14 protein-coding genes are annotated in these 22,525 nt (G+C 67.1%); 2 read left to right on the forward strand and 12 right to left on the reverse strand.

Going from position 1 to position 22,525, the window contains the following annotated elements; translation table 11 throughout:
• Positions 1 to 387: 387 nt before the first annotated feature.
• From ACSNOH_RS14335 to ACSNOH_RS14345, 3 genes are all read right to left on the reverse strand, one after another.
• Positions 388 to 672 (reverse strand): hypothetical protein, encoded by a 285-nt coding sequence (locus ACSNOH_RS14335; protein ID WP_436721686.1) that lies wholly within the window; start codon positions 670 to 672, stop codon positions 388 to 390.
• Between the two features lie 31 nt (positions 673 to 703).
• Positions 704 to 1,456 (reverse strand): TetR/AcrR family transcriptional regulator, encoded by a 753-nt coding sequence (locus ACSNOH_RS14340; protein WP_436721687.1) that lies wholly within the window; start codon positions 1,454 to 1,456, stop codon positions 704 to 706.
• A gap of 139 nt (positions 1,457 to 1,595) precedes the next feature.
• Positions 1,596 to 2,528 carry an AurF N-oxygenase family protein gene (locus tag ACSNOH_RS14345; RefSeq protein WP_436721688.1) on the reverse strand — a complete coding sequence of 311 codons (933 nt, stop codon included), beginning with the start codon at positions 2,526 to 2,528 and terminating at the stop codon, positions 1,596 to 1,598.
• A 187-nt stretch (positions 2,529 to 2,715) separates the two neighbouring features.
• On the opposite strand from ACSNOH_RS14345, the gene ACSNOH_RS14350 reads away from it, so the two are divergent.
• On the forward strand, positions 2,716 to 3,852 hold the full coding sequence (locus tag ACSNOH_RS14350) for a ferritin-like domain-containing protein (protein ID WP_436721689.1): 1,137 nt from the start codon (positions 2,716 to 2,718) through the stop codon (positions 3,850 to 3,852).
• A gap of 113 nt (positions 3,853 to 3,965) precedes the next feature.
• A complete protein-coding gene (locus ACSNOH_RS14355; RefSeq protein ID WP_436721690.1) occupies positions 3,966 to 4,805 on the forward strand; it encodes a polysaccharide deacetylase family protein in 840 nt (279 codons plus the stop codon).
• A 25-nt stretch (positions 4,806 to 4,830) separates the two neighbouring features.
• Here ACSNOH_RS14355 and ACSNOH_RS14360 read toward each other — a convergent pair whose 3' ends face one another.
• The 9 genes from ACSNOH_RS14360 to ACSNOH_RS14400 all read right to left on the reverse strand — a co-directional run bounded on the left by ACSNOH_RS14360 (position 4,831) and on the right by ACSNOH_RS14400 (position 22,469).
• Positions 4,831 to 6,396, reverse strand: coding sequence for an amino acid permease (locus ACSNOH_RS14360; protein ID WP_436721691.1), 1,566 nt, complete (start codon positions 6,394 to 6,396; stop codon positions 4,831 to 4,833).
• Positions 6,397 to 6,506: 110 nt separating this feature from the next.
• Positions 6,507 to 7,472 carry a hypothetical protein gene (locus tag ACSNOH_RS14365; protein WP_436721692.1) on the reverse strand — a complete coding sequence of 322 codons (966 nt, stop codon included), beginning with the start codon at positions 7,470 to 7,472 and terminating at the stop codon, positions 6,507 to 6,509.
• A gap of 3,125 nt (positions 7,473 to 10,597) precedes the next feature.
• The gene (locus ACSNOH_RS14370) at positions 10,598 to 12,028 is read right to left on the reverse strand and encodes a hypothetical protein (RefSeq protein WP_436721693.1); all 1,431 of its coding nucleotides are present in this window, start codon (positions 12,026 to 12,028) and stop codon (positions 10,598 to 10,600) included.
• A 326-nt stretch (positions 12,029 to 12,354) separates the two neighbouring features.
• Complete coding sequence (locus tag ACSNOH_RS14375) at positions 12,355 to 13,833, reverse strand: AAA family ATPase (protein ID WP_436721694.1); 1,479 nt, start codon at positions 13,831 to 13,833, stop codon at positions 12,355 to 12,357.
• A complete protein-coding gene (locus ACSNOH_RS14380; RefSeq protein WP_436721695.1) occupies positions 13,830 to 15,068 on the reverse strand; it encodes a DUF262 domain-containing protein in 1,239 nt (412 codons plus the stop codon). The genes ACSNOH_RS14375 and ACSNOH_RS14380 overlap by 4 nt, the downstream gene beginning before the upstream one ends.
• Before the next feature lie 122 nt (positions 15,069 to 15,190).
• Positions 15,191 to 18,130, reverse strand: a complete 2,940-nt coding sequence (locus ACSNOH_RS14385) for a type I restriction endonuclease subunit R (RefSeq protein WP_436721696.1) — start codon at positions 18,128 to 18,130, stop codon at positions 15,191 to 15,193.
• Positions 18,131 to 18,193: 63 nt separating this feature from the next.
• A complete protein-coding gene (locus ACSNOH_RS14390; protein WP_436721697.1) occupies positions 18,194 to 19,393 on the reverse strand; it encodes a restriction endonuclease subunit S in 1,200 nt (399 codons plus the stop codon).
• The gene (locus ACSNOH_RS14395) at positions 19,390 to 20,928 is read right to left on the reverse strand and encodes a type I restriction-modification system subunit M (RefSeq protein ID WP_436721698.1); all 1,539 of its coding nucleotides are present in this window, start codon (positions 20,926 to 20,928) and stop codon (positions 19,390 to 19,392) included. Before ACSNOH_RS14395 ends, ACSNOH_RS14390 begins: the two co-directional genes overlap by 4 nt.
• Entirely contained in the window at positions 20,925 to 22,469 is a 1,545-nt protein-coding gene (locus ACSNOH_RS14400; protein WP_436721699.1) for a type I restriction-modification system subunit M, read from the reverse strand. The genes ACSNOH_RS14395 and ACSNOH_RS14400 overlap by 4 nt, the downstream gene beginning before the upstream one ends.
• Positions 22,470 to 22,525: the final 56 nt, after the last annotated feature.

The following is a 22,525-nucleotide window of genomic DNA, read 5'->3' on the forward strand; positions in this document are numbered from 1 at the left end:
ATCCCGGCGGCGGGGGCGGCCGCCGCCGGGATCGGGGGCAGTGCGAGCGACGCGGCGCCGGCCATCAGCGCCGCCGTGCAGACAGAACGCGCGAACCGTCCTGACACGAGCTCACCTCCGGTGTGGGGCGTGATCGTTTTGCCCAGGGAGGATCGTGCCACGTGTGGTCCTATTTATGGGAGTGCTGTGGGCGAATCCGCCTAACCCGCTCACTCCTTGGTTGCCGGGACGTCACCCGGCCGGCGGCGCGGCGGCACCGGCGTGCCCCGGATGCGGCCGGGAGGCGCCCTTGCGCACGGCGGCGGCGCTCCGGCGGCGTCAGCTCCTGGTCCACGGCCACCTCAGCTCTTGGTCCACGGCCACGTCAGCTCTTGGTCCACGGCCACGTCAGCTCTTGGTCCACGGCCACTTCAGGCCGCGGTCCGGACGGCGCCCCTCCGGGTCGTACACGTACTTCCAGCCCTTGTGCAGCCCCAGCCGGCGCGTCGTGCCCGCCTGGACCCGGTGGTAGACGAGGACCGTCGGCGCCCCGCCGTCCGCGTCCGGCACCGGGACCTCGTAGACCTTCGGCGGGTGCCCGGTGTGTCCCAGCAGTACCGGCAGTACGCGCCCGTCCAGGGGGCCGCCCTCGAAGGGCGTATTCTCGCTTCTCACGCCCCCAGTCTCCGTCACGCCCGCCCGGCGGTCCGGTGTGCGTAGCCGGTCAGAGCAGGTGCGCCGCGTCCGACACCACCGGAATGACCTGCCGGGCCAGCCGCCCCACGGGCCCGTCCGCACCCTCCAGGGCCAGCGCCGCACGGGTGACCTCGGCCGTCTGCGGGTCGCTCGCCGCCGTGGCCGCGAGGAGCGCCACGAAGTGGTCGACCAGCCAGTCGCGCAGCTCGCCCACCGGCGGCTGCTTGCCCTCGTCCAGCCAGATCAGCGACGCCGCCTCCACGGCCGTGATCCACGTGCGGACCATCATGCGCAGCCGGGGCCCGGGCTCCGGCACCTGCAGGTGCTTGAGGATCTGCGCGGCGGCCGCCCGCCGCACGCCGTCCACGATGGCGCCCGTGCGGGAGGTCTCGGCGACGCTGCCGCCCTGCAGGAGCGCGCCGAACCCCGCGTCGTGCTCGTCGACGAAGGCCAGGTAGCGGTCGAGGGCGGCGGCCAGGCGGCCCGTGAGGGGACCGGTCTGCGGCTCGGCGAAGCACAGCTCCAGGTCGTCGGCGGCGCTGCGCAGCGCCGTCTCGTACAGCTGGGGCTTGCCCCCGGGGAAGTAGCGGTACACGAGCGGCCTCGACACCTTGGCGGCCGCCGCCACGTCGTCCAGGGAGACGTCCTCGGGCGCGTGGTGCGCGAAGAGGACGAGGGCGGCGGAGATCAGCTGGGTGCGGCGTTCCTCGACGCTGAGTCTGCGGTAGGCGGGCCGGGCGGACGGAGTGGGTGCTGCCGGGGCGGTTCCGCTGCCGTTCATGCAGGGCAGGGTAACGGGGCGGTGCGGGGCGCCGGTGGTACGGACCTGGCGTGGGGCGGTGGTACGGACGAGTCCCGGCGGTAGGGACGGGCCCCGGCGCGGTGGGGCGGCGGTGCGCCGCCCGGCGGCGGGGGCGCGCTCAGGCCAGCAGGCCCGAGCTGCGCCACAGGCGGCGGCCCGCTCCCCGCAGCACGCCGATGTCGTCCAGGAAGTCCGTGAGCCGCTTGGCGCCGGTCTGCATCACCTCGCGCCGGTGCCCGCTCGCCCGCACCTGGGCGACGGCCTCGCGCCGGTCCAGGCCCACGTTCGTGTAGACGGCCGGGTTGACGAAGGCGACGGAGAAGACCCGGGCCGCCTCGCCGCAGCTGAGCCGGGTCAGGGACGCCTCCCAGCGCGGGCAGCGCACCATCTGGCGGCGCAGCTCCTCGCGCGCGTACCGGACGTGGCGCGCCTCTTCCACGACGTGGATGCGGGTCACGCCGCGGACCAGCGGCTGCACGCGCTCGTCGGGGAAGGTGAGGCGCTGCATGTAGTCGAGGATCTCCTCGCCGAGCAGCGTGCAGGCGAACGAACCGGGCGTGGTGGACACCGTCTTGAGGATGCGCGCGAGGTTGTGGTGCAGGGGGGACACGGGGTACGCGGGAGCGCCGCCCCGCTCGATCAGCCGGGCGAACATCTTCGAGTGCCGGCACTCGTCGGCGATCTCGGTGAGCGCGTAGCGGACGTGCGCGCTGGTGGCGGGCTTGTCGTAGACATGCCGGACCAGCAGCTGCATCAGGATGAGTTCGAACCAGATGCCGAGCGAGGCGAGCGAGGCGGCCTCGTGCCGGGAGAGCTCGATGCGCTGCTCCTCGGACATCGTGCGCCACAGGGGCGTGCCGTAGAGGGACACCAGTTCGGGCGGCCAGAACCACTTGCCGTCCGCCAGTGGTGCGTCCCAGTCCAGTTCCGTGTCCGGGTCGAACGAGTGTCTGGCGGAGGACTCCAGCAGCCGGAGGGCGACCTGCTCGCGGTCCTTGAGCGGACCGAGGGCGTCCCGAAGGTGGCTGACTACAGGGTTACTTGGGGTCACACCCTTATGAGACTGCTTGTCAGCAAGCACGTCAATCCTTTCGGGTGAGTTGATGAAGGATCATTGACCCGGCGGTAACCGGCGTGTGAGCCTGCCAGTGGGGCCGGTGAGACCGGAGGTCCGGGGAGCCGGGCGAGTCCGGTGGGTCCGGCGGTCCGGCGAGTCCGGCGGAGGACGGGAGACGTCGATGGCGACGCGGAACCTCTACGCACACGACCCCGGCGACCCGGGCTGGGCGGTGCCGGCCACCGGCGCAGCCCGCTTCAGCTGGGAGTACGACGAAGGGCGCGACCGCCTGCTGTCCCTCTACCAAAAGGGCAAGGACAAGCAGTGGGATGCCGAGAAGCGCATCGACTGGTCCCTGCCCGTAGATCCGTACGATCCGCTCGGCCTGCCCGACGAGACCAGTCCCCTGTACGGCACCCCGTACTGGGACCGGATGAGCGACAAGGACAAGGGCGAGATCCGGCGCAACTACTCGGCCTGGCAGTTCAGCCAGTTCCTCCACGGCGAACAGGGCGCCATGGTCTGCGCCGCCCGCATCGTGGAGTCCGTGCCGGACCTGGACGCCAAGTTCTACTCCGCCACCCAGACCATGGACGAGGCCCGCCACGCCGAGCTCTACGGCCGCTTCCTCCACGAGAAGATCGGCCTGGTCTATCCCATTGACGACAATCTGCAGGCCCTGCTGGGCGACACCCTGCGCGACTCCCGCTGGGACATGCCCTACCTCGGCATGCAGGTGCTCATCGAGGGCCTGGCCCTCGCCGCCTTCGGCATGCTGCGCGACATCACGGACAAGCCGCTGCCCAAGCAGATCCTCGCCTACGTCATGCAGGACGAGGCCCGGCACGTCGCCTTCGGCCGCATGGCGCTGCGCGACTACTACCGCGGGCTGTCGCGCGCCGAGCTGCGCGAGCGCGAGGAGTTCGTCATCGAAGGCTGCTATCTGATGCGCGACCGGCTGCGGGGCGAGGTGGTGCTGACCGACTTCGGCATCCCCCGCGACGAGGCCATAAGGATCAGCGAGGAGTCCGAATACCTGCGGGTCTTCCGGCAGTTGCTGTTCTCGCGCATCGTGCCCTGCGTCAAGGACATCGGGCTGTGGGGCGAGCGGCTGCAGCGCGCGTACGTCGACCTGGGCGTGCTGGAGCTGGGCGACGCGAACCTGGACCAGCTCATGGCCCGGGACGAGGAGATCGCCGAGGAGCTGGATGCCCGGCGCTTCGCGGCGGAGGAGGCCGCGCGCAAGGGGGAGGTCGCCGAGGCGATCGCGCAGGGCGCGGACGGGGCGGAAGGGCCTGCGGGGGCACGCGAAGTGTGAGGGTGTGCAAGGAACTTGCCGCTCCTGAGCGGTGATGTCCTTCTTCGGACCCGCTTGGGAACCTTCCTTTCGGTATGGACGTCTTCGGGTGCACACCGAGGGAGGGGACGCTCATGGCACGACCGGCCGCTCGGAGGAACCGGCACCTCGTCGCCGTATCGGCGGCGGCAGTGGCGACAGTGGCGCTCTTCGCCACGACAACCGGTTGCGTGGCCATGGCCACGGAGGACCCGGGATCGAGCGCGGGTCCCAGCAGCAGCGGAAAAAACGGCAAGGGCAGGGGTGACGGGGAGGCGGGGAGGTCCCCCGGCGCGGCGTCCCCGGGCGCGGCGACTCCGCCGGCGCGGGTATCCGCCGAGATCACCCACGACAGCGAGGACCAAGGAAAAACGGTCAACCTCACGATCGACGACGGACCCGAGCCCGGCTGGACGGTGAAGGTCCTCGACCTGCTCGGGAAGTACGACGCGAAGGCCACGTTCTGCATCATCGGGTCGCGGGCCCGGGAGTACCCTGACCTCGTGAAGAAGGTCGCCGCGGCCGGCCACCGGCTCTGCGACCACTCCGCCGACCACAACACAGCCATGGACAAGCGCCCCGAGTCGTACCAGGAACAGCAGGTCCTCGACGCCCGGAAGGCGATCGAGAAGGCGGCCGGGCCCGGCGCCCGGGTGCTCTACTACCGGGCGCCGGGCGGCGCGTTCACCCCGTACAGCAGGGAGGTCGCCGCGTCGCACGGCATGCGCCCGCTCGGCTGGAACGTCGACACCCACGACTGGCAGAACCCCGGCACCGACCGCATCGTCGAGACGGTGAAGAAGGGCATGAAGGAGGGCCCGACGGTGCTCTTCCACGACGGCGGCGGCAACCGCAGCCAGACGGTGGCGGCGCTGGAGCGGCTGCTGCCGTGGTTCAAGGAGCAGGGCTACAAGTTCAGCTACCCGAAGATCTGAGCGCACGGCTTCCCGTCCGTGCCGGCTACCAGCGGAAGACGTCGCTCGCCGGGGACGGCCCGGCGGGCTCCGGGAGGGAGGCGGCGTTGCGCGGGTGATCCGGCACGAGGAACCACCTGCGGGCCGAGGCGAGCCACCACACACCGGCGAACCCCAGGACGGCGGCGACCGCCACGGGGGCGTAGTTGAAGGTGTCGGCCGTGACGGGGCTCGCCTGCGGCAGCATGAACAGCACGGTGATCAGGGCGACCCAGCCGATGGCCACCACGCCGACCGGCTTCGACCAGCGGCCCAGGTGCCAGGGCCCGCGCTCGAAGGCGTCGCCCTGACGCAGCCGCAGCAGGGTCGGCGCCGCGTAGGCGAGGTAGAGCCCGATCGTGGCGATCGAGGTCACGGCGGCGTAGGCCGTGGAGTTGACGAGGTACGGCAGGCCCAGGGCGAACGCGCCAGCGGCGGCCAGCCAGACGGCGTTGGTGGGCGTGCGCGTCTGCGGGTTGATCCGGTGCCAGACGCGGGAGAAGGGCAGGGCACCGTCGCGCGAGAACGCGTAGATCATGCGCGAGTTGGCCGTCACGGACGCCATGCCGCAGAACAGCTGCGCGACGATCACCACGAGCAGCAGCAGCTTCCCGCCGGCCGGCCCGATCGCGTCCAGGAAGATCTGCGCGGGCGGGACGCCGGTCGCCGTGCCGGCCGTACCGTCCCAGTCCTGGATCGCGTACGTCAGGCCGGCCAGCAGGACGAAGCCGGCGATCCAGGACGCCCAGATCGACCGGACGATGCCGCGCGGCCCCGCGACCGCCGCGTCGTTCGTCTCCTCCGTCATGTGGGCCGAGGCGTCGAAGCCGGTGAACGTGTACTGCGCGACGAGGAGCGAGAGCAGCCCGACGTAGAGGCCCGATCCCCAGCCGGTGTCGTTCGCGAAGTGCGTGAAGACGAACGACGTCGACTGGTGCCGGTCCGGCACGAGCGCCAGCACGCCGACGATCAGCAGCACGCCCAGCAGGTGCCACCACACGCTCACGGAGTTCAGGAACGCCACCAGCCGCACGCCGAACGTGTTCAGGACGGCGTGCAGCAGGAGCACCGCGCCGAACAGCGCGATCGTGTGGCCGGGCGTCGCCGCGAAGCCGAACTGCAGGTCCAGGTAGGCGTTGAGGAACGAGGCCGCGCCGAAGTCGATCCCGGCGGTCGCCGCGACCTGCCCGAGCACGTTGAACCAGCCGGTGAACCACGCCCACGCCGCCCGCGAGCGCTCCGGGGCCATCCGGTGCGCCCAGAAGTACAGGCCGGCCGAGGTCGGGTACGAGGAGCACACCTCCGCCATGGCCAGCCCCACGAACAGGGACATCGCCCCGACACCGATCCAGCCCCAGGTGAGCATCGCCGGCCCGCCCGTCTTCATGCCGAACCCGTACAGCGTCATACAGCCGGAGAGGATGGAGATGATCGTGAACGAGACGGCGAAGTTGGCGAAGCCGGACATGTGGCGGGCGAGGACCTGCGTGTAGCCGAGCTGGCGCAGGCGCTCCTCGTCGGAGACGCCGGAGCTGCCGGGGGCGGCGGGACCGCCGGGAAGATCGAGTGGCACGCGCTTCTCTTTCTCGTGGGAACGGTCAGGGAATGTGCGTGTGGGGGAAACGGGCGGACCGATGGAAGAACGCGAGGAAGACCCGGCGAACGTCAGAACCGCGAGTTCTGTCAGAACCGAGAGGCCCGGTGCCGGGGGATCCGCCCCTCCCGGACGGCCCGGAGGGCCCACTTCCGGTGCCGCAGGAAGAGCTCGCGGGCGTTGCCGCAGTAGGACCAGGGCACTTCGGAGGCGTACGGGCCGATGGCGTCGAACACCTCGTGCGCCTCGGCGTGCCGCCCGGCGAAGGCCAGGGCGTGGGCGAGGTAGTTGGCGTCGTCGGCGAACTGGGCGTGGCGCTGCGGCCCGCGGTGCCGCCACCAGCGCTCCAGCACCGGGTCGAGGTGGGGGCAGTCGATCCAGGGGTGGACGCTCAGGCCGTAGCCGGCCGGGTCGGTCTCCATCCGGTGCCGGTGCGACTCGGCGAGCGCGACCAGCGGCAGCACGGCGAGCGGCAGCCCCCGGGGCGCGGTGTCGGCCCGCTCCTGCGCCCAGTGGAACATCTCCGCCCCCGAGCCGTGGTTCCGGGCGAAGAGGTAGGTGAGCAGCTCGTGGTGGGCTTCGCGGTTGTACGGGTCCCGCCGCACGACCTCGCCCCACACCTGCTCCAGCACGTTCCGGCCGGGGGCGTGGACCCGGATCAGGGCGAGCATCACCACCCACGGGGAGGGGTCGCCCGGCACGGCCTCGGCGGCTGCCAGACAGGTCGTCCAGGCCCGCTCCATCTCGGCCCGCCCGGCACCGGCGCCGCTGATCACCGACCGCACGGCCTGCACGTGTGCGAGGAGCGCCAGGGCGTCCCCGGAACCCGGCTCGGCCCGCGCCCACGTGTCGGCGAACCGCAGCCCCGCCCCGGCCCGCGCCAGCACCTGCAGCCGGAAGATCCGCCGGTCCCAGTCGTCGCCGGTGGCCCGGATGAGATCCCGCGGCCCTTCCCACCGCCCCATGACGGCGTCCTCCAGCACGGCCCGCAACGGCAGATCGTCCCGCGCCTGATGCAGATCGAGCCCCTGACCCGCCCCCCGCCGAAATCTCATCCGCTCCGCTTCCCTGAGTAACCGTCAAGTAGGCGTGTTGCAGAAAAACTTGGCAGCCCCGCGACCACTCCGGGATCACACCTGCCCCTAGGGGAACGCACCCTACCCCGGGCACCACCAAAAGATGCCGACAACAACAAAAGACCCGGCATCCGGTTGGTCCGGCATAGCGGGTGCGCCTCTTGATGGAAGACGGCCAGGAGCCGCGCGCGAGTAGACAGGGTTGGGAAGTTCGTCCTGATCCCACTGCTCTCCACTGTTTCAGTGGCCTTGGGATGGATTGGCGAGATTTGGTCAGAGGTCGTGAGAGAGCCGTGAAGAGGTCTGCACGGCGTCCGGAACGGAGGGACCCTGCGTCTGCCGCACGGATCGGGGGGACGAGTGGGCGAGGACGGCAGCAACCCGGGACGCTTGTATCGATGGCAGACGCTGGCGGCCGCACTTGTGACTCTGGTCGGCGCTGTCATCGCGGCTCTGATCGCTGCTCCGGGCGACAGTGGTCCGTCAAAGTCTGAACCGACGGGTACCCGCAGTGCCTCGGGGCACTCCTCCAGTCCTGGGGAGATGCCCTTCGTCCCGACCGAGAGCTTATCGCTGAGTTTTACCTCCTGGACTGAGAAGAGCTCGTCTCCCCCTGCCAAGGAGCTGGATTTCTTTGGGCGTGTTACAGGGCTCCCAAAGCTTTGGGGTGTTTATGTGGTGGCGGCCAACCCGGATTCTGATGGCCGCCCTTCCTCTGGAATGATCAACAGCTCAGTTGAAAAGGGTAAGTGGAAGCGTACTGCCTCCACGCCTGCTGCCTGGTTGGTATCCCCCATGGCAGATGTCGGAGAGGGTGGCCGATGGCACGTTCACTGGCAGATGGATAACCCGCCTAAGCGGGCCAAGTGGATTGCAGTCGTATTCGACAACGGACATGACGGCGGCGCTCAGTCTGTTACCCCGTCCGCAAAAGGGTCAGCGACACACTCCCCTCAGGCCGATCGTTCTCAGGCCAAACCCCCTAAGACGCCTGGACCCCACAGGCCGGCCAGCCCTTCAAGGCCCGATGTTCAGCCGACCAGGGCTCGGCCTCCCGCCCGGCAAGGTTTGGAGGAACGCGGACCAGACGCTGGCGGAACGAAGGCTACGGCCACCCCGCAGCCTTCGGTCGGCTGACGTCGGAGACCACGGGCACGCTGGGCCTGCCCCCTGGAGCAGGAGGACAGGGCTGTTCGGCCCCTTAGCCATCGAAGGGTGGGAGACGGGGCTGGTCAGGGAGCACCAGAGGCCACTCGGGACCCAGTTGGGTAGGTGTCGGATGAGCAACTGTGCCGCAGGGTTGCTGTTCTCAGCAGGTCGTTAGTACGTACGGCGTGGTCCCGGCTCGCTGGGGAAGGCCTGGCTGGCCGCTAAGTGTCTCAACTCCTACCTCCGTGATCGGCCCCAGCGGCGTATCGCGCGGACCCGGTTCAGGACGGACGTTGCTGTTGACACGCGAGATCTCACCCTGCGGTACATCTACATGTTCGGGGCGTGGGAGCCTCACGTGTCGTGCTGGCTTAGTCGGCGGCTCGGACCTGGCGACACGTTCCCGGCGGGGCGGGTGGTCGCCATTGAGGCCTCTCCTGTGTTCCACCGAAGTGTGTTGGCGAATGCGCGGCGCAACGCCTGTTGTAACGTGCGGGAGGTCAACGTGGCTGTCTCCGATGCCCGGCGGTGTTGACATTCACCCTCGCCAGCTCTCGGAACATGGGGGCGAACAGCGTCGTCCCGTATGGCGGGTCGGCGGAGTCTTGCTCCGAGGCGCAGGCTCTCCCGCTCACCGAGGTGCTCACTGCTTCCGAGGTTGCTGTCGCGCGCATCGCTCCGTTCTACGGCCAGCACAGGTGCTGGACCGCGGAAGAGTTCCCTCTCCTCGGCGCTCGGTAGCCGGGACGTGACTCGCTCGACGGGATGTCACGTGCACTCCGGCCACGGTCAGTAGTTCAGCGGTACTCCGGCCGGACGGTCCCGCGGATCGGCCCGCCAGGGGTACTCCTTCGACATCAAGCTGTGGAAGTTCACCAAGACCGGCCGGAAGTCTCGTCCCTACCGTCTGCGTTGGGTGGTCGGTGGCCAGGTGCATGGCGGCACGTTCACCACGTCCGCGCTCGCCGACAGGGGCCGGCCGGTGGCGCACGAGCACAGCCAAGACCCGCGAGGGCATGGCAGACGGCCTCGCGGCCGTAGCAGTGGCCTTGGTGAAGCAGGAGGACAGTGTCCCCAGGGACAAATACCTGCGGCGGGCATTTCAATGGGGCATCGTGCCCGCGAACGCGGACAGGACCCGCCGGAACAGGCTGGGGCACTCTCACGCTGCGGGAGACGCGCCTCGTCTCCGGCACGGAGTGGACCGACTCCGGTGAGCGGCACGATCGCCGCGGCCTCAAAGCCTGCGAGGCTTCCACCGACCGTCCGGTCCCCGTCCCGCCCGTCCAGGTCGCGATCCTCCAGGAGCATCTGCAGAGGTTCGGAAGAGCCAAGGAAGGGCGCGTCTTTGGTAACGAGCACGGGGGAGTGGTCGGCTCGTCCACCTACTGGCGCGTGTAGGAGGAAGCGCGGGAGTACGCGCCGCCACCGGACCGCGTCGAGTCTCCGTCGGCCGGGCGCCCGTACGACCTGCGGCACGCCTGCATCACGCGATGGCTGAACGCCGGCGTCCCGATCGGCCGAAGTGGCCCCCCGGGTCGGCAACTCGGCGGAGGTGATCCACCGCCGGTACCACGGCTGTATCGACGGGCACGAGGAAGCGGCCAACGCGAAGATTGCTAAAGCGCTGGAGGAGAAGAGCGACACGGTCCGACGCTTGTGTCGGGGGTGTGTCGCGAACAGTGAGCGACAGTACGAAAAAGCGGGAGTCAGTGAGACTGACTCCCGCATTCTCAAGTCGGCATCCGCCCTGGTCAGCCACAAAACTTCGTGGTTGCTAGGCGAGTGCCCCCGGCAGGATTCGAACCTGCGCACACGGCTCCGGAGGCCGGACAGTTCCCAGGCGTTTCCGCAGGTCAGCGCGATACCTGACATGGCGTCAGCGGTGCGATCCCGCGTATGTCCCGTGAAAATGAAATGCCCCTTATGGTCCAATTTCGCCTGTGTGCGCCCTGTCACTCACTGCGAGGCTCTTGAGCTTTCTGTTTGTAGGCGCGGTGGAGGTAGGTCCTGCGCTTGGCGCCTCGGTCCCGAATGCGGGCTTGTCGGGCTCGGACCGACTCCTCGCTGGATTCCGTGGCCATCACGACGCTGTGGCCGGCGTTCACGCGTTGCTTGACCAGTGCGTGCAGCTGCTCCCTTGTGGTGCCGACGGTTCCGGCAAGGCCGTGCTTGACGAGGTCGATGAACTGGGTACTTGTAAGATGTCGTTCGACTTGGCCGTAGCCGAGGATCCGGGCCGTGCTGTTCGCTCGCTTGCCGCGAGTGCAGTCGTCCTCGAGGAGGAGCCGTACATACGAGACGGGCAGATACATGCCCGGCGCGAGATCCTGTGTCGGACGTTTATCGGCATTCCTTGGCCAATAGGCAAGCTTCAGAAAACAGGGCTCATTGCTGAGCCGCCATTCGCTCGGCTGTGTCGGAGTTCTGCTCAACCTGGCGGTTTCTTCGAGCCGATCGAGCTGACGCCTCAGACGCTCGTCTACGTAGATCGAGCGAGTGTCAGGATCGAGCCGTTTGTACTGGACGAAGACGAAACTCTTTGTGGGCTCGTGAAAATAGAGCATATCGGTGCCCAGGCGCGATTCCACCGGCGTGGCGTTGACGTTGACCACTTCGAGTCGTCTTCCCGATGCGTCATGGAGCACGTGAATGTCGCACCGGACCCCAGTGCCTTGTTGCCATTCACTGAACATCCCGAATGCCTCACCGGCGACGCGGACGTCGTAGTCAATGAGACTGTGTTCCACGGGCTCCGGAATCAGCCCAGCGGTGTACGGAGCGTCTTCTGACGGCGGCCGTCGCCACGCGGCGAGGGCGGAGAGCGGAAAATCGGCGATGCGAAGCAGGCTTCCTGTTGCATCGCGCTGCTCCTGCCACGACTGGTCGGCCGGACTGCTTCCGAAGACAGGTGGGTCGGCTTGGGCGATCAGCCAGTCAAGCAGGGGGCCGAGCCCGGGGCGTGCTGTGCGGAGCGCACTCTCCAGCGATTGCCATACGGCGTTGCTGCAAGCCCCCACGGTGCCCGGCAGTGAAGCGCTGTCGAATTCCTGGCGCAGAGGTACTGGTACGTGGCGCAGGATACCGTCAGGGCCGTCCAGGGGAACAGCTTGCGCGCACTCCCTGAGTGGATCGACGGTGATGCTCTTGTCGACTGCTCCTACTGTGCCGTGGCGAGCAACGATGCCTATCCACGCGAGCCACCGTGATCGGTCCTGGCCTGGCTGGGGAGGTGCATCGCCGATCAAGAGCGCGATGGGCGGCCCATCAAGTGCTGCATCGATGTTCAGGCTTTTGGGGCGGGACTTGGTCAGCCTCTGCTCCATTCTGAACTTGCCTAGATTCGCGTCGAGTTCTTGTGCGCTGAGTGTCACGATGAAGGCCACGGGTGGATCCTATTCAGGTGCCTGTGCGCGCAGCGGCTTCCGGTTGCCCGTGCCATCCACGGACAGACCGCGCAGTCGGGGCCGCACAGGTCGACGGTCGCTGAGCCAGCCGGACACTGCCCAGCCCACCGTCGGCATGGGTGAGCGGTGGGTAGACCGTTGTCTCGGTCGGGACGCGCTGCTGCGGCAGCACCGGATCAGGGCTCACGTCGAGCCGGCCCGGCACCCGGGGCAGCGAGTTGGCGATCTACTCACCAACCGCCAGGAGCGAGGTGGCTCCAGTCCGACACCGCGCATACGGTCAGGACGAGAAAGGCGGATCTCTCTCACGGCGCAGTAGTCACAAGCGTACGAATCCGCTCTATGAGTCGATCAGTGTCCTTGCGAAGATCCGGCACAGAGCGCAGTCTGCGCACCGCGAAGGAGATCAGCCGCCCCTCGTCCACGCCCGTGTGTTCACTCACGATGGCAGGCTGATCGTGGATATTACACACGTGCGCTTCTTCGAGAGCACGCCCCAGGACATCCTCTGTCACGCCGACTTCCTTTGCCGCTGCCCCCATGCGTGTCTGGAGTATCTGCATGACGACTGCCTCGGGGTCGTGGTTGCCCGGCAGGTACTCCAGCCACTCTCCCTGGCGACTTGGCTCCGAGCGTGTGTCTCCGTCCAGTACACCGAGAAACGGCACAGTCGGTCCGGTCGGACCGAGGACACGGGCGATGGTTACGGCGGTGTCGGCGCCACGCACATCCTGCACACACAGATGCGGGGCCAGCTCCGGCAGATGACAGCGGAGCAGCTCCTCCAGCATCATCCGCGCGAAGCGGTCCTCGACCAGCAGCACTGCCTCCGCCCGCGGAGCCATGCCCAGCTTCCGGCTGACTTGAGCAGGAATGGCACCTGCCGAGATGGTCGCCTGGGCGGTGCCGCCTACCCCGCGCTCCAGTGTGCGCAGCGAGGTACTCGGCAAGAGATACGCGAACTCTGGCGAGTGCGAGGCGAGGACGACTGACAGCTCCATCTTGACCGCACGGGCGACGATGATGTCGAGCAGCCGTTCGCGGGCACGGGGTGAGAGAAAGTTCTCGGGTTCGTCCAGCAGGACAATGCTCCCGCGTGCCACTCCGCGCAGGGCGCGCAGGATGACACAGGCGGCGAGTTCACCCAGACTCATCTGTTCAGGACCGTAGGTGTCGCCGTGGCGCCCGAGCTCGTAATAGAACCACGTGGGTGCCTCGCCGGAGGTGGGGGAACGGCGATCCAACTCCTGGTGAGTGACCAGGTCGTAGGGGCGCCCCATGATGCTGCTGAGAGCCTGGTCGAACCAAGCACTGCGGGGAGCCTTCTCGGCTGTGGCACGTTCGCTTTCAAGTTCGTGTGCCGGCACTCGGCTCACTTGGGCCAGTACGTCGAAGCACTCCCGTGCGGTGTCGACGTACACACAGGGGGCCTTGGCCTCGGCCAGTTCCACGTCGCCTGTCACCGGTCTATTGCGATCGCTCTTCTGGTGCCTGGACTGGCCCATCAGTCGCACGGCAGTGGGTTGTGGTACGCCGTCCAACGAAGCCTCACGCCGCAGATGACGTGCAAGTGTTCGAAGGAATTGCGTCTTGCCCGCGCCGCTGACCCCACACAGGAGTGTGATACCCGGCGCCATCTCAGCAACCAGCGAGCCGAGGTGCGCATGCCCGTCGATCTCGACCCTGCGCAGCGGTGAACGCACTTGGCCACTGGCCAGTTGGCGGTAATGATTCTTGATCTGGGCCCGGCGGAGGACCTCCTCATCCTCTGTGTCCCGGCTCAACGCCACTCTCCCCAGGACTTCAGGGCACCGTCTTCCCACAGCACTTGGTCGATCCTGTCCTCAGTGAACGGTGCGTCTCCGGCGCGGGTCAGCGCCGCGTACATGCGCAGCACGTCAGGCACGGGGGAGAGCCGGCGCGACGGGGCGCCGCCTGTCGCCACAAGGAAGAGCCAGCCGATGGCGTCCCGCAGCACCGTCGACTCAGGTGTGTGCGCGCCCACCGCAGCTACCTCGTTGAACCGCTCGAGCAACGCAGCATAGGGCAGCTCACGGAAAGCGGACCTGAGTGGAGGAGCTGCTCCCGGCCCGAGTTCGGCAGCTCGCTTCCGGCGCTCGGGCTCCAGCCATTCAAGGAGATACCCAAGATGGTGCTCGGCGCCAGCCCCGAAGGCACGCCGAGCATGGACCATTACCAGCGTCCACGTCAGCAGAGTCGGTTTGGTGAAGCGAACTGCCGGCATGTCGAGTGCAGGTAGTGACAGCAATCCCTTGAGAGCGTCAGCCACCTCGTCTCGAGTGTCCTCGGCCACTCCATCAGCAGAGCGCAGCCGATTGTTCAGCTGCTCGCTGCCGACCGCAGCGGCCTGGACGCTGCCTGCTTCCACAGCGACCAATACCCTGCTGATCACGTCCTCGTAGGCCAGACCAACGTTCCCGAAGCCAATGCGCTCCTCGCTCATGCCCCAGTCGGCCGCGGCGGCCACGAGGACCCGGACCTGCTCGCCGAACGAGCCCGACTCAACGAGCATGCGTCCCGCTTCGGTCAGCCCGCCTTGAGGATTGAGGCGCAGCACCGCCGTACGCAACTCTGCGGGGGGCAGCTCGTTGAGCTCCAAGAGCACGAGCGGATAGTCGTCGATCGCGGTGCGCAGCCCCTGGGGCAGAGCGCCATATGTCTTACCGTCGGATTCTCGCAGCTCGCGGGCCGGGGGTGTGAGTTTGCCGTCGAGCAGCAGGTCGCCGCGCACGAACTCCTCGAGTGCCGCCAGGCGTCGTTGTCCGTCCAGCAAGACTCTTGATCCGTCCGTCTCACGGGCGACGAGCAGTGTGCCGATGGGCCAGCCGCGCAGGACGGAGTCGAGGAGCACGTGCTTGTGGTGATCCGACCACTCTGCGCTGATGGACGGCTCTGACGCTTGGCGCAGCCTTCCGTCGCGGAGCTGGGCGAGCGCCTCGCGCACGGTCACGACAGTGGGCCGCGTCGCTGACGCACGCAGGTCGTGAGCCGGGGTCATGACGGTCGCCTCCTCTCACGCCTGGGATGGGTGGTGGCCTGGCGGGCGCGGTTGAAGCCCGTACCTGATGGCACGATAGGGCCGAGCACTGACATCCGGTGGGTCATGGTCCGAGGGCCGCCTCAGTAGTACTGCCGGATGTAGTCGTACGCCTTCTGGAACAGCTCTTCGTCCCGCTGTAGCTGGTAGCGGACAAGCGTGCGGCGCAGCGCCTTCTTCACCTCGCGCTCGCCGCCCGCGGTGTGCTGCCACCCCGGGAACCGCACCGCCTCGACGATGCTGTCGATCTCCTCGACGAGCTTCGTGACCGCTATGGGTGTGCCCTCGGGGCGGGATGACTCGAACAGTCGGGTGAGAGCGTACTTGCCTTGTTCCCTGGGGTCCTGCTGCTTCTCCTCAGCCTCTGCCCGCGCCGTTTGCTCTGCGAGGTCCAGCAGCTGGTAGAGATACTCCCGGCTCACCAGCTGACCAGCCTCGTACTGCTCACGCAGCCGCTCCAGCTTCTGCGCCAAGGAGTCGAAGCGCGGCTCACCACGGCGCTTGCCGAGCCGGTCCTGAAGCCGGGGCTGAAGCTGCCGGATACCCCGCTCAGGGACGCTCTGTAGATATTCGGCCATCCTGGCATCGATGACGAGCGTCTCCAGCGGTTCGGGTGGCACGTCCGTGTGGATGTGGGCGTTGACCAACTCACGCGTCTTGGGACCGAGCACCCGCCACAGCAAAGGGCTTGTGGCATGACTGGGGCGCACGGACTGGTGAACCTTCGCAAGCCAGCGGTAGTCGTCAACGTGCTGGCTCAGCCGCGGGTCCGGGGCTAGTGCTTCCCACAACCGGGCCAGCCGGGCGAACGCCTCCGCGAACGCCTGTCGGGTCCCGGCATCGGGCAGCTTGTCCTGCGCCGCGAACAGCGCTTCGTAGCCGTCCTCGGCACGATCCACCCCCGGGAAGAAGTTCACGCACGCGCGCAGGGCCCCGGGGAACTCTTCCCACAGCCCCTCGATGTTGGTCACCGCACGCTCGACGGCTCGCTCGTCGAAGCGCATCGCCTGTCCGAGGCGGGCGAAAACACCGAGGTAATCCACGATCAAACCGTGCGACTTCGGCTGTTCGCTGCCCGGACGCCGGTAGGGGCGGTTCACCCGGCAGACGGCCTGGAGGAGGGTGTGGTCGCGCATGACCTTGTCCAGGTACATCGTCTGGGCGATCGGGGCGTCGAAGCCGGTGAGCAGCTTGGCCGTCACGACAAGGATCTTCAGCGGGTCTTCCGGGTCACGGAAGCGATCCAGCAGTGCCGCCTCTTCGTCCTTATCTCTCCCGAAACGCTCCTGGATTTCCTTCGACTGCCCCTGGGTGGACATGACGACCTCGCTGGTCTCCGGTCCCAGCAGCGCGTCCAGGTGCTCCTTGTAAAGGACACATGCCTCCTGATCGAAGACAACGACCTGTGCCTTGAAGCCCTCGGGCTCCACCTTCTCCCGGAAGTGCCGCGCGATGTCCTCACACACCATGCGAATGCGCTCGGGAGCCTTGATCAGCGCCCCCATGCGCGCGGCACGGTTGGCCATGGCGGCCTTCTCACGAGGGGAAAGTCGCTCTGCGAGTTTCTCGAACTCGGCGTCGAGGACCTCGCCGTCGATCCGGAAACGCGCGTCACGCGGTTCGAAGTGCAGCGGGAGTGTGGTCCCGTCGCGAAGGGAGTCGGCCTGGGTGTACCGCGAGAGGTAGCGGCCTTCGTCCTCCTCGCAGCCGAACGTCCTGAAAGTATTGACGTCGCTTCGATTAATAGGGGTGCCGGTCAGACCGAAGAAAACCGCACCGGGCAGAGCCTGGCGCATCTTCTGCCCCAGATCCCGGTCCTGGGTGCGGTGTGCCTCATCGACCAGGCAGACGATGTCACGGCGTGCGGACAAGATCCGGTCCAGATTCTTGAACTTGTGCACAGTGGTGACGATGATCTTCCGCTGGCCTGTCGCGAGCATTTCCCCGAGATCATCGCCGGAGCCCGCCGTGACCACGTTCGGGATGTCCGAGGCGCCGAAGGTGGAGGTGATCTGAGTATCGAGATCCAGCCGGTCCACGACTATCAGCACCGTGGGAGCCCCGGTGCGCGGGTCGGTGCGCAGCGCCTGAGCCGTGAACACCATCAGCAGGGATTTGCCGGAGCCCTGGAAGTGCCACACCAGACCCTTCCGCGGCGCGTCCGCGTTGTGCACTGCGGCAGCGGCACGGTCGGCCATCCGCCTGCCGGCCTCGTACTGCTGGTAGCGGCAGATGTTCTTGATCTTCCGGTGACGGTCATCAGTGCTGTAGACCGTGAAGTTCCGGATGATGTCGAGAACTGTCGTCGGATTCAGCAGACCGTCGACGGCTTGGCGTAGGTACTCGGGCCCGGAATCGGGATGCTCCCCGCGCAGCCCCGGGGACCACCACGGGCTCCACAGGTCAAGCGGCAGCCCGAGGCTTCCGTAGCGCAGGTCCCGCCCATCGGTGGCAAAACACAAGGCATTAGGGACGAAGAACTCCGGTACGTCGTTCTGGTAGCCATCAACCTGGAGCGCCCCGTCAGCCCAGGTGATGCCCGAGCGTGTTGCGGATTTCGCCTCACCCACAACCAAAGGAATCCCGTTGACCCACAGCACGTGGTCGAAACGGCGCCGGGTCGCACCGCGGCAGAACGTGACTTCCGTGCTGAGGTGGTAGCGGTTGCGGGTGGGATCGTCGAAGTCGACCAGATGGACAGTGACATGCTCGTGGTCCTGCCCGAAGGGCATTGTGCGCTCTCCGAGCAACCAGGACCGGAAGTCCTCGTTAGCCTTGACCACGCCTTCACCACGTGCCGAACGGATCAGCCCGGTGAGCCGGTAGAGCACCTCGTCGGCGAGCTCGGGGTCAGCGGAGATGGCCGGGTTGAGACGGACCAACGCGTCGCGCACCTCGGGCTCGACGAGGACATCCTGATCAGTCCGGTCCAGCTGCGCCCACCGACGGACCCACGCGAGATCCGGAAGGGCGGTGAGTCGGTCAGTTACGAACGCCTGGACCGTGTCCTTCTCCTTGAACATCCCCCGCCCCTCACTCACCGTCAGTCGTCCCTCGCCCCATGATCCACCCGCTGCCGTGCCGGCCTATGCCGCCGTCGCCGCGTCTGCTGAGGCGTCTGGGCCCTGCAACAGCACGTTCAGTGTGCGTTGCATCAGGTTACGCGTCTGGGTGAGGTCCTCGCTGAGGGTGGTGCGCAGTTCGCGAGCGGCTTCGAGCCGCTCTACGACACGCCGCTGGACGGAGAGCGGCGGGACGGGGATCGGCTGTGCTGAGAGGAGGCCGGCGGGGAGGTGGGCCATGGAGGTGGTGCGCTTGGCGACCCGGGCGAATGCCCCAAGGCGCTGACAGCGGCGGAACCAACCGAGAGCGAACTCCGGCAGCACGTCACTGCCCGCGCGGAAGCGCAGCAGCGTCATCTGGAAACAACAATCATCGATCTCCCCGCGGTACATCGCTGCCCGGCCTACGTACTCAAGGCTCTGCCCTTCGTTAAGCAGCACGTCCTTCGGCCGCAGCGCGTACTTGGCAAAAGCGGTGGGAGGAAAGTTCATCTCCAGCACGTCGTCTAGAAACAGCTCGTCATCCCCGACATTCGCTACGCGGAGATAAGGACGCAGGTCCGTACCCTCGTGCACCTTGGGCTCACGCTTCATACCTAGCTGCACTTCTCCCGCCTCGTCCACCCGTCGCACTGGCCACTCCGGCTCGTCGTACAGCTCCGCCAGCGCCGCAAGCTCTGCCTGCTGGGCGGCCTCCAGAGCGGCCGCCTTCGCCCGCGCGGCGCGCTCGAACGACCACAAGAGGTCAGCGATCCGCCGCTGTGCGGACAGCGGCGGAAGAGGGAACTCGTACTTCGCGATATCAGGCCAGTTCACATAGGGGTTCACCGATCCCCGTGACCAGGACTCGGAGTGCCGGTGGAAAGGGTCCGCCGTCATCACAAAGGGTAGAAAGTCGGGGAGGAGCTCACCCGGCTCTGCGCTTTCCACCACGAATGTCGTGTTCGCGCATACACCGTCGAATTCCGCGTAGGATACTTTGCGAAGATATGTCCGCCGGGACCCGTAGAGTACCTGACCGGGACGGAACCTGCGGTGGAACGCAGGTCCGAGGGAGCTCCCCTTCACTTCTCCCCAACGGCTGATGTGTAGCTGCCGGGAGTCCATGTGCTCACCGGCTACAAATCGCTCCAATCCATCTGCCATCGGATCTGTCGTTTCCTTCACCTGCCGGACCAGCGATCCGAATCGCACCGTGCGCCAAGCCTCTTGCTGCATGTTCATTCCCCTCCCTTCAGCTTTGTGATCAGCTGGGTCACGTGACGAGTCTTGTCGCCGGTGTGTACGTCCCATTCCTCAAGCGCCTGCCGCAGGGGCACCTCTCCGTGACTTGCGCCGTCTGATGACGGGGCACCGACGATGCGGCTTATTGCGAGGTCGGCTCCTCTGCTAAGCAGTGTGTCTCTGTCCATGTCCCGCGAAAAGCCGTCGATGTTCTGGCACTCGCGGTACGCGGCCAGAATCTCCGCGATGTGCTCCTCGCTCAGGAACGACTGGCCTCGCACCCGCTCGAACAAGTGCGCCGCGTTGATGAAGAGGACCTTCCCCTCCCGGCCCGGCCGCTTCTGGGTGCGTAGCACCACCACGCACGCCTCCATCGGAGAGTTGTAGAAGAGTCCGGGACCCAGTCCCAGCACACACTCCAGGAGATCGGATTCGATCAGCTTCTCCCGCATGGCCCGCTCCTCCTCCCGGAAGAGCACGCCATGGGGGAAGAGGATGGCGCACCGGCCCGTCTGAGGGGCGAGTGAGGCGGCGATGTGCTGGAAGAACGCGTAGTCCGCTCTTCCCTGGGGAGGCACGCCCCACATGTTGCGCTGGTAGGGATCCTTGGCGAAGAGCGGGCGGTTCCACTGCTTGATCGAATACGGAGGGTTGGCGAGTACCACGTCGAAGCGACGCAGCTGATCGCCTTCGAAGAAGAGTGGTTCGGCGAGTGTGTCCCCGCGCTCAATGCGGAAGTTCTCGATGCCGTGCAAGTAGAGGTTCATGCGGGCGATCGAGGAGGTCATCACGTTGAACTCCTGCCCGTACAGTTGGAGTTGCCGATGGTCCTTCCCCTGCTGCTTTAGCTCGGCTGCCGCAGTGACCAGCATGCCGCCCGTGCCGCAGGTGGGGTCGTAAACCGTCTCTCCGGGCTCCGGTTCCAGCATCCGGGTCATGAGCCGCACCAGTGTCCGGTTGGTGTAGAACTCCTGGGCCGTGTGACCGGAGTCGTCGGCGAACTTCTTAATCAGGTACTCGTAGCCTCGGCCGAGCTCGTCCTCGGGAACCCGAGTCAGGGAGAGTACCTGGGTGGAGAAATGCTCCAACAGATCACGAAGCGTGGCGTCAGAGAGTCGCTCGGTGTTCGTCCACTGCGCATCACCGAAGACCCCCGAGAGCTGATCCGGGTTGGCCTTCTCGATCGCCTTCATGGCCTGGGCGAGCGCTGAGCCGAGCCCGGAACGGGCTTCCCGGACGTCTGCCCAGTGGTGACCGTCGGGGATCTGGAACTGGTAGTTCTCCTCCTTCGCCGCAAGCTCCGTGTCCCCGTCGTACACGGCCAGGGCCTGCTCGCGCTCCTCGTCGTGCACGTCACAGATCCGCTTGAAGAAGAGCAGCGGGAAGATGAACTGCTTGTAGTCGCCCGCGTCGATGAGCCCTCGCAGCCGGACAGCAGCTCCCCATAGGTAGTTCTCCAGCGCCCGCTGGTCCAACTGCCCCGCTGCCACATCCGTACCGGGCAGGACATCCGCCGCGCTCCTGGCGCCGCTCATCCGAGGAGTCTCCATTCCTTGAGTAGGCCGCGTAGTTCATTCTCGGCCACCGCCGCGTCCGTCAAGGCGCTTTCCAGGGCCGCGACGGCCTCGCTCAGTGGCGGCAACTCGGCCGCGCGGTCCTTCCCGACGTACAGCGGGATGTTGAGGCTGCCGCCGTTCCTCTCGATCTCCGGGAGGTCCACTACTCGGCTGCGCCCCTCGATGTCCGCGAAGGAGCGGTACCAGCCGTGGATGCGGGAGGTGTGCTCGGCCTCCAGCATGTTCTGATTGCGCCCCTTGCGCAGCTGGTCGGAGGCATCGATAAAGAGGATCTTCCGTCGTCGCTCCTCCGGTTTCTGCGCGCGCAGCACGAGGACACAAGCGGCCAGCTGGGCGCCGTAGAAAAGGCGTTCCCCCAGTCCGATGACGGCCTCGATCGCGTCCGATTTGATGATCTTTTCGCGGATTCTGGCTTCGGTGCCGTCCCGGAAGAGAATGCCCTGCGGCAGGACGACAACCGCTCTACCGGTGCCGGGCCGCATCGAGGCGAGCATGTGCTGGACCCATGCCCAGTCAGCCGTGCTGCGCGGCGGCACCCCGGTCTCACCACGTCCATAAGGGTCCCTGGCCCATTCTTTCTCGCCCCATGCGGCCAGCGAGAACGGCGGATTCGCGATCACGCAGTCAAACGTCCGCAGACCCCCGTCCGCGAAGAACCGTGGGTCGCGCAAGGTGTCTCCACGCGCCACCTGGAAGTCCTCGATCCCGTGCAGAATGAGGTTCATGCGGGCGATGCCCGAGGTCGTGAGGTTCTTCTCCTGGCCGAAGACCCTGCCCCACAGCAGTTGGGGAGCCACTCCCTTCCGGGCGAAGTGGTGGGTGACCTCGATCAGCATGCCACCGGTGCCACACGCCGGGTCGTACACCGTCTCGCCCGGCTCCGGGGCGAGGATGTTCACCAGCAGCTCGACCACGGCGCGCGGCGTGTAGAACTCGCCGGCCTTCTTGTTGGACAGGTCCGCGAACTTCTTGATCAGGTACTCGTACGCCTGACCGAGTAGATCGGCGTCAGCATGCGCATCGCCGAGGAAGCGTGCGGAGAAGTGGTCAAGAAGTGCCCGCAGCACGTGGGGCGGGATGCGGTCACGGTTGGTCCACGGCGTGTCACCGAAGATGCCGTCGAGGGTGTCCGGATTGGCCTTCTCGATCGCGCGGAGCGCGTCCGTGAGGGCACGGCCGAGCTTCTCATCGGGCGCCGCTACGACATCATCCCAGCGATGGCCTTCCGGGATGACGAAACGATGCTGATCAGCCTTGGCCGCGAAGTCGCGGTCCCCGTCGGAATGCGCGAGAGCGTCGTCGAACTCCTCGCTGTAGACATCGCACAGGCGCTTGTAGAAGAGCAGCGGGAAGATGTAGCTCTTGAAGTCCGCTTGGTCTACCAGCCCCCGCAGGAGATGGGCGGCACCGAGTAGATGCGACTCCAGCTCACTGAGTGTGAGCGCCCTTGTCGCGTCTGGCAGCAGAGACAGCTGCTCGGTCGCTTCCCGCTCGGCCACAGCCGGACTCCACTTCCGTATATGGGGTGACACAGGGCTCTAAGAGTAGTGGCTGG

Origin of the sequence: Streptomyces sp. URMC 127 (assembly GCF_051386535.1) — a bacterium.
Lineage (GTDB): Bacteria > Actinomycetota > Actinomycetes > Streptomycetales > Streptomycetaceae > Streptomyces.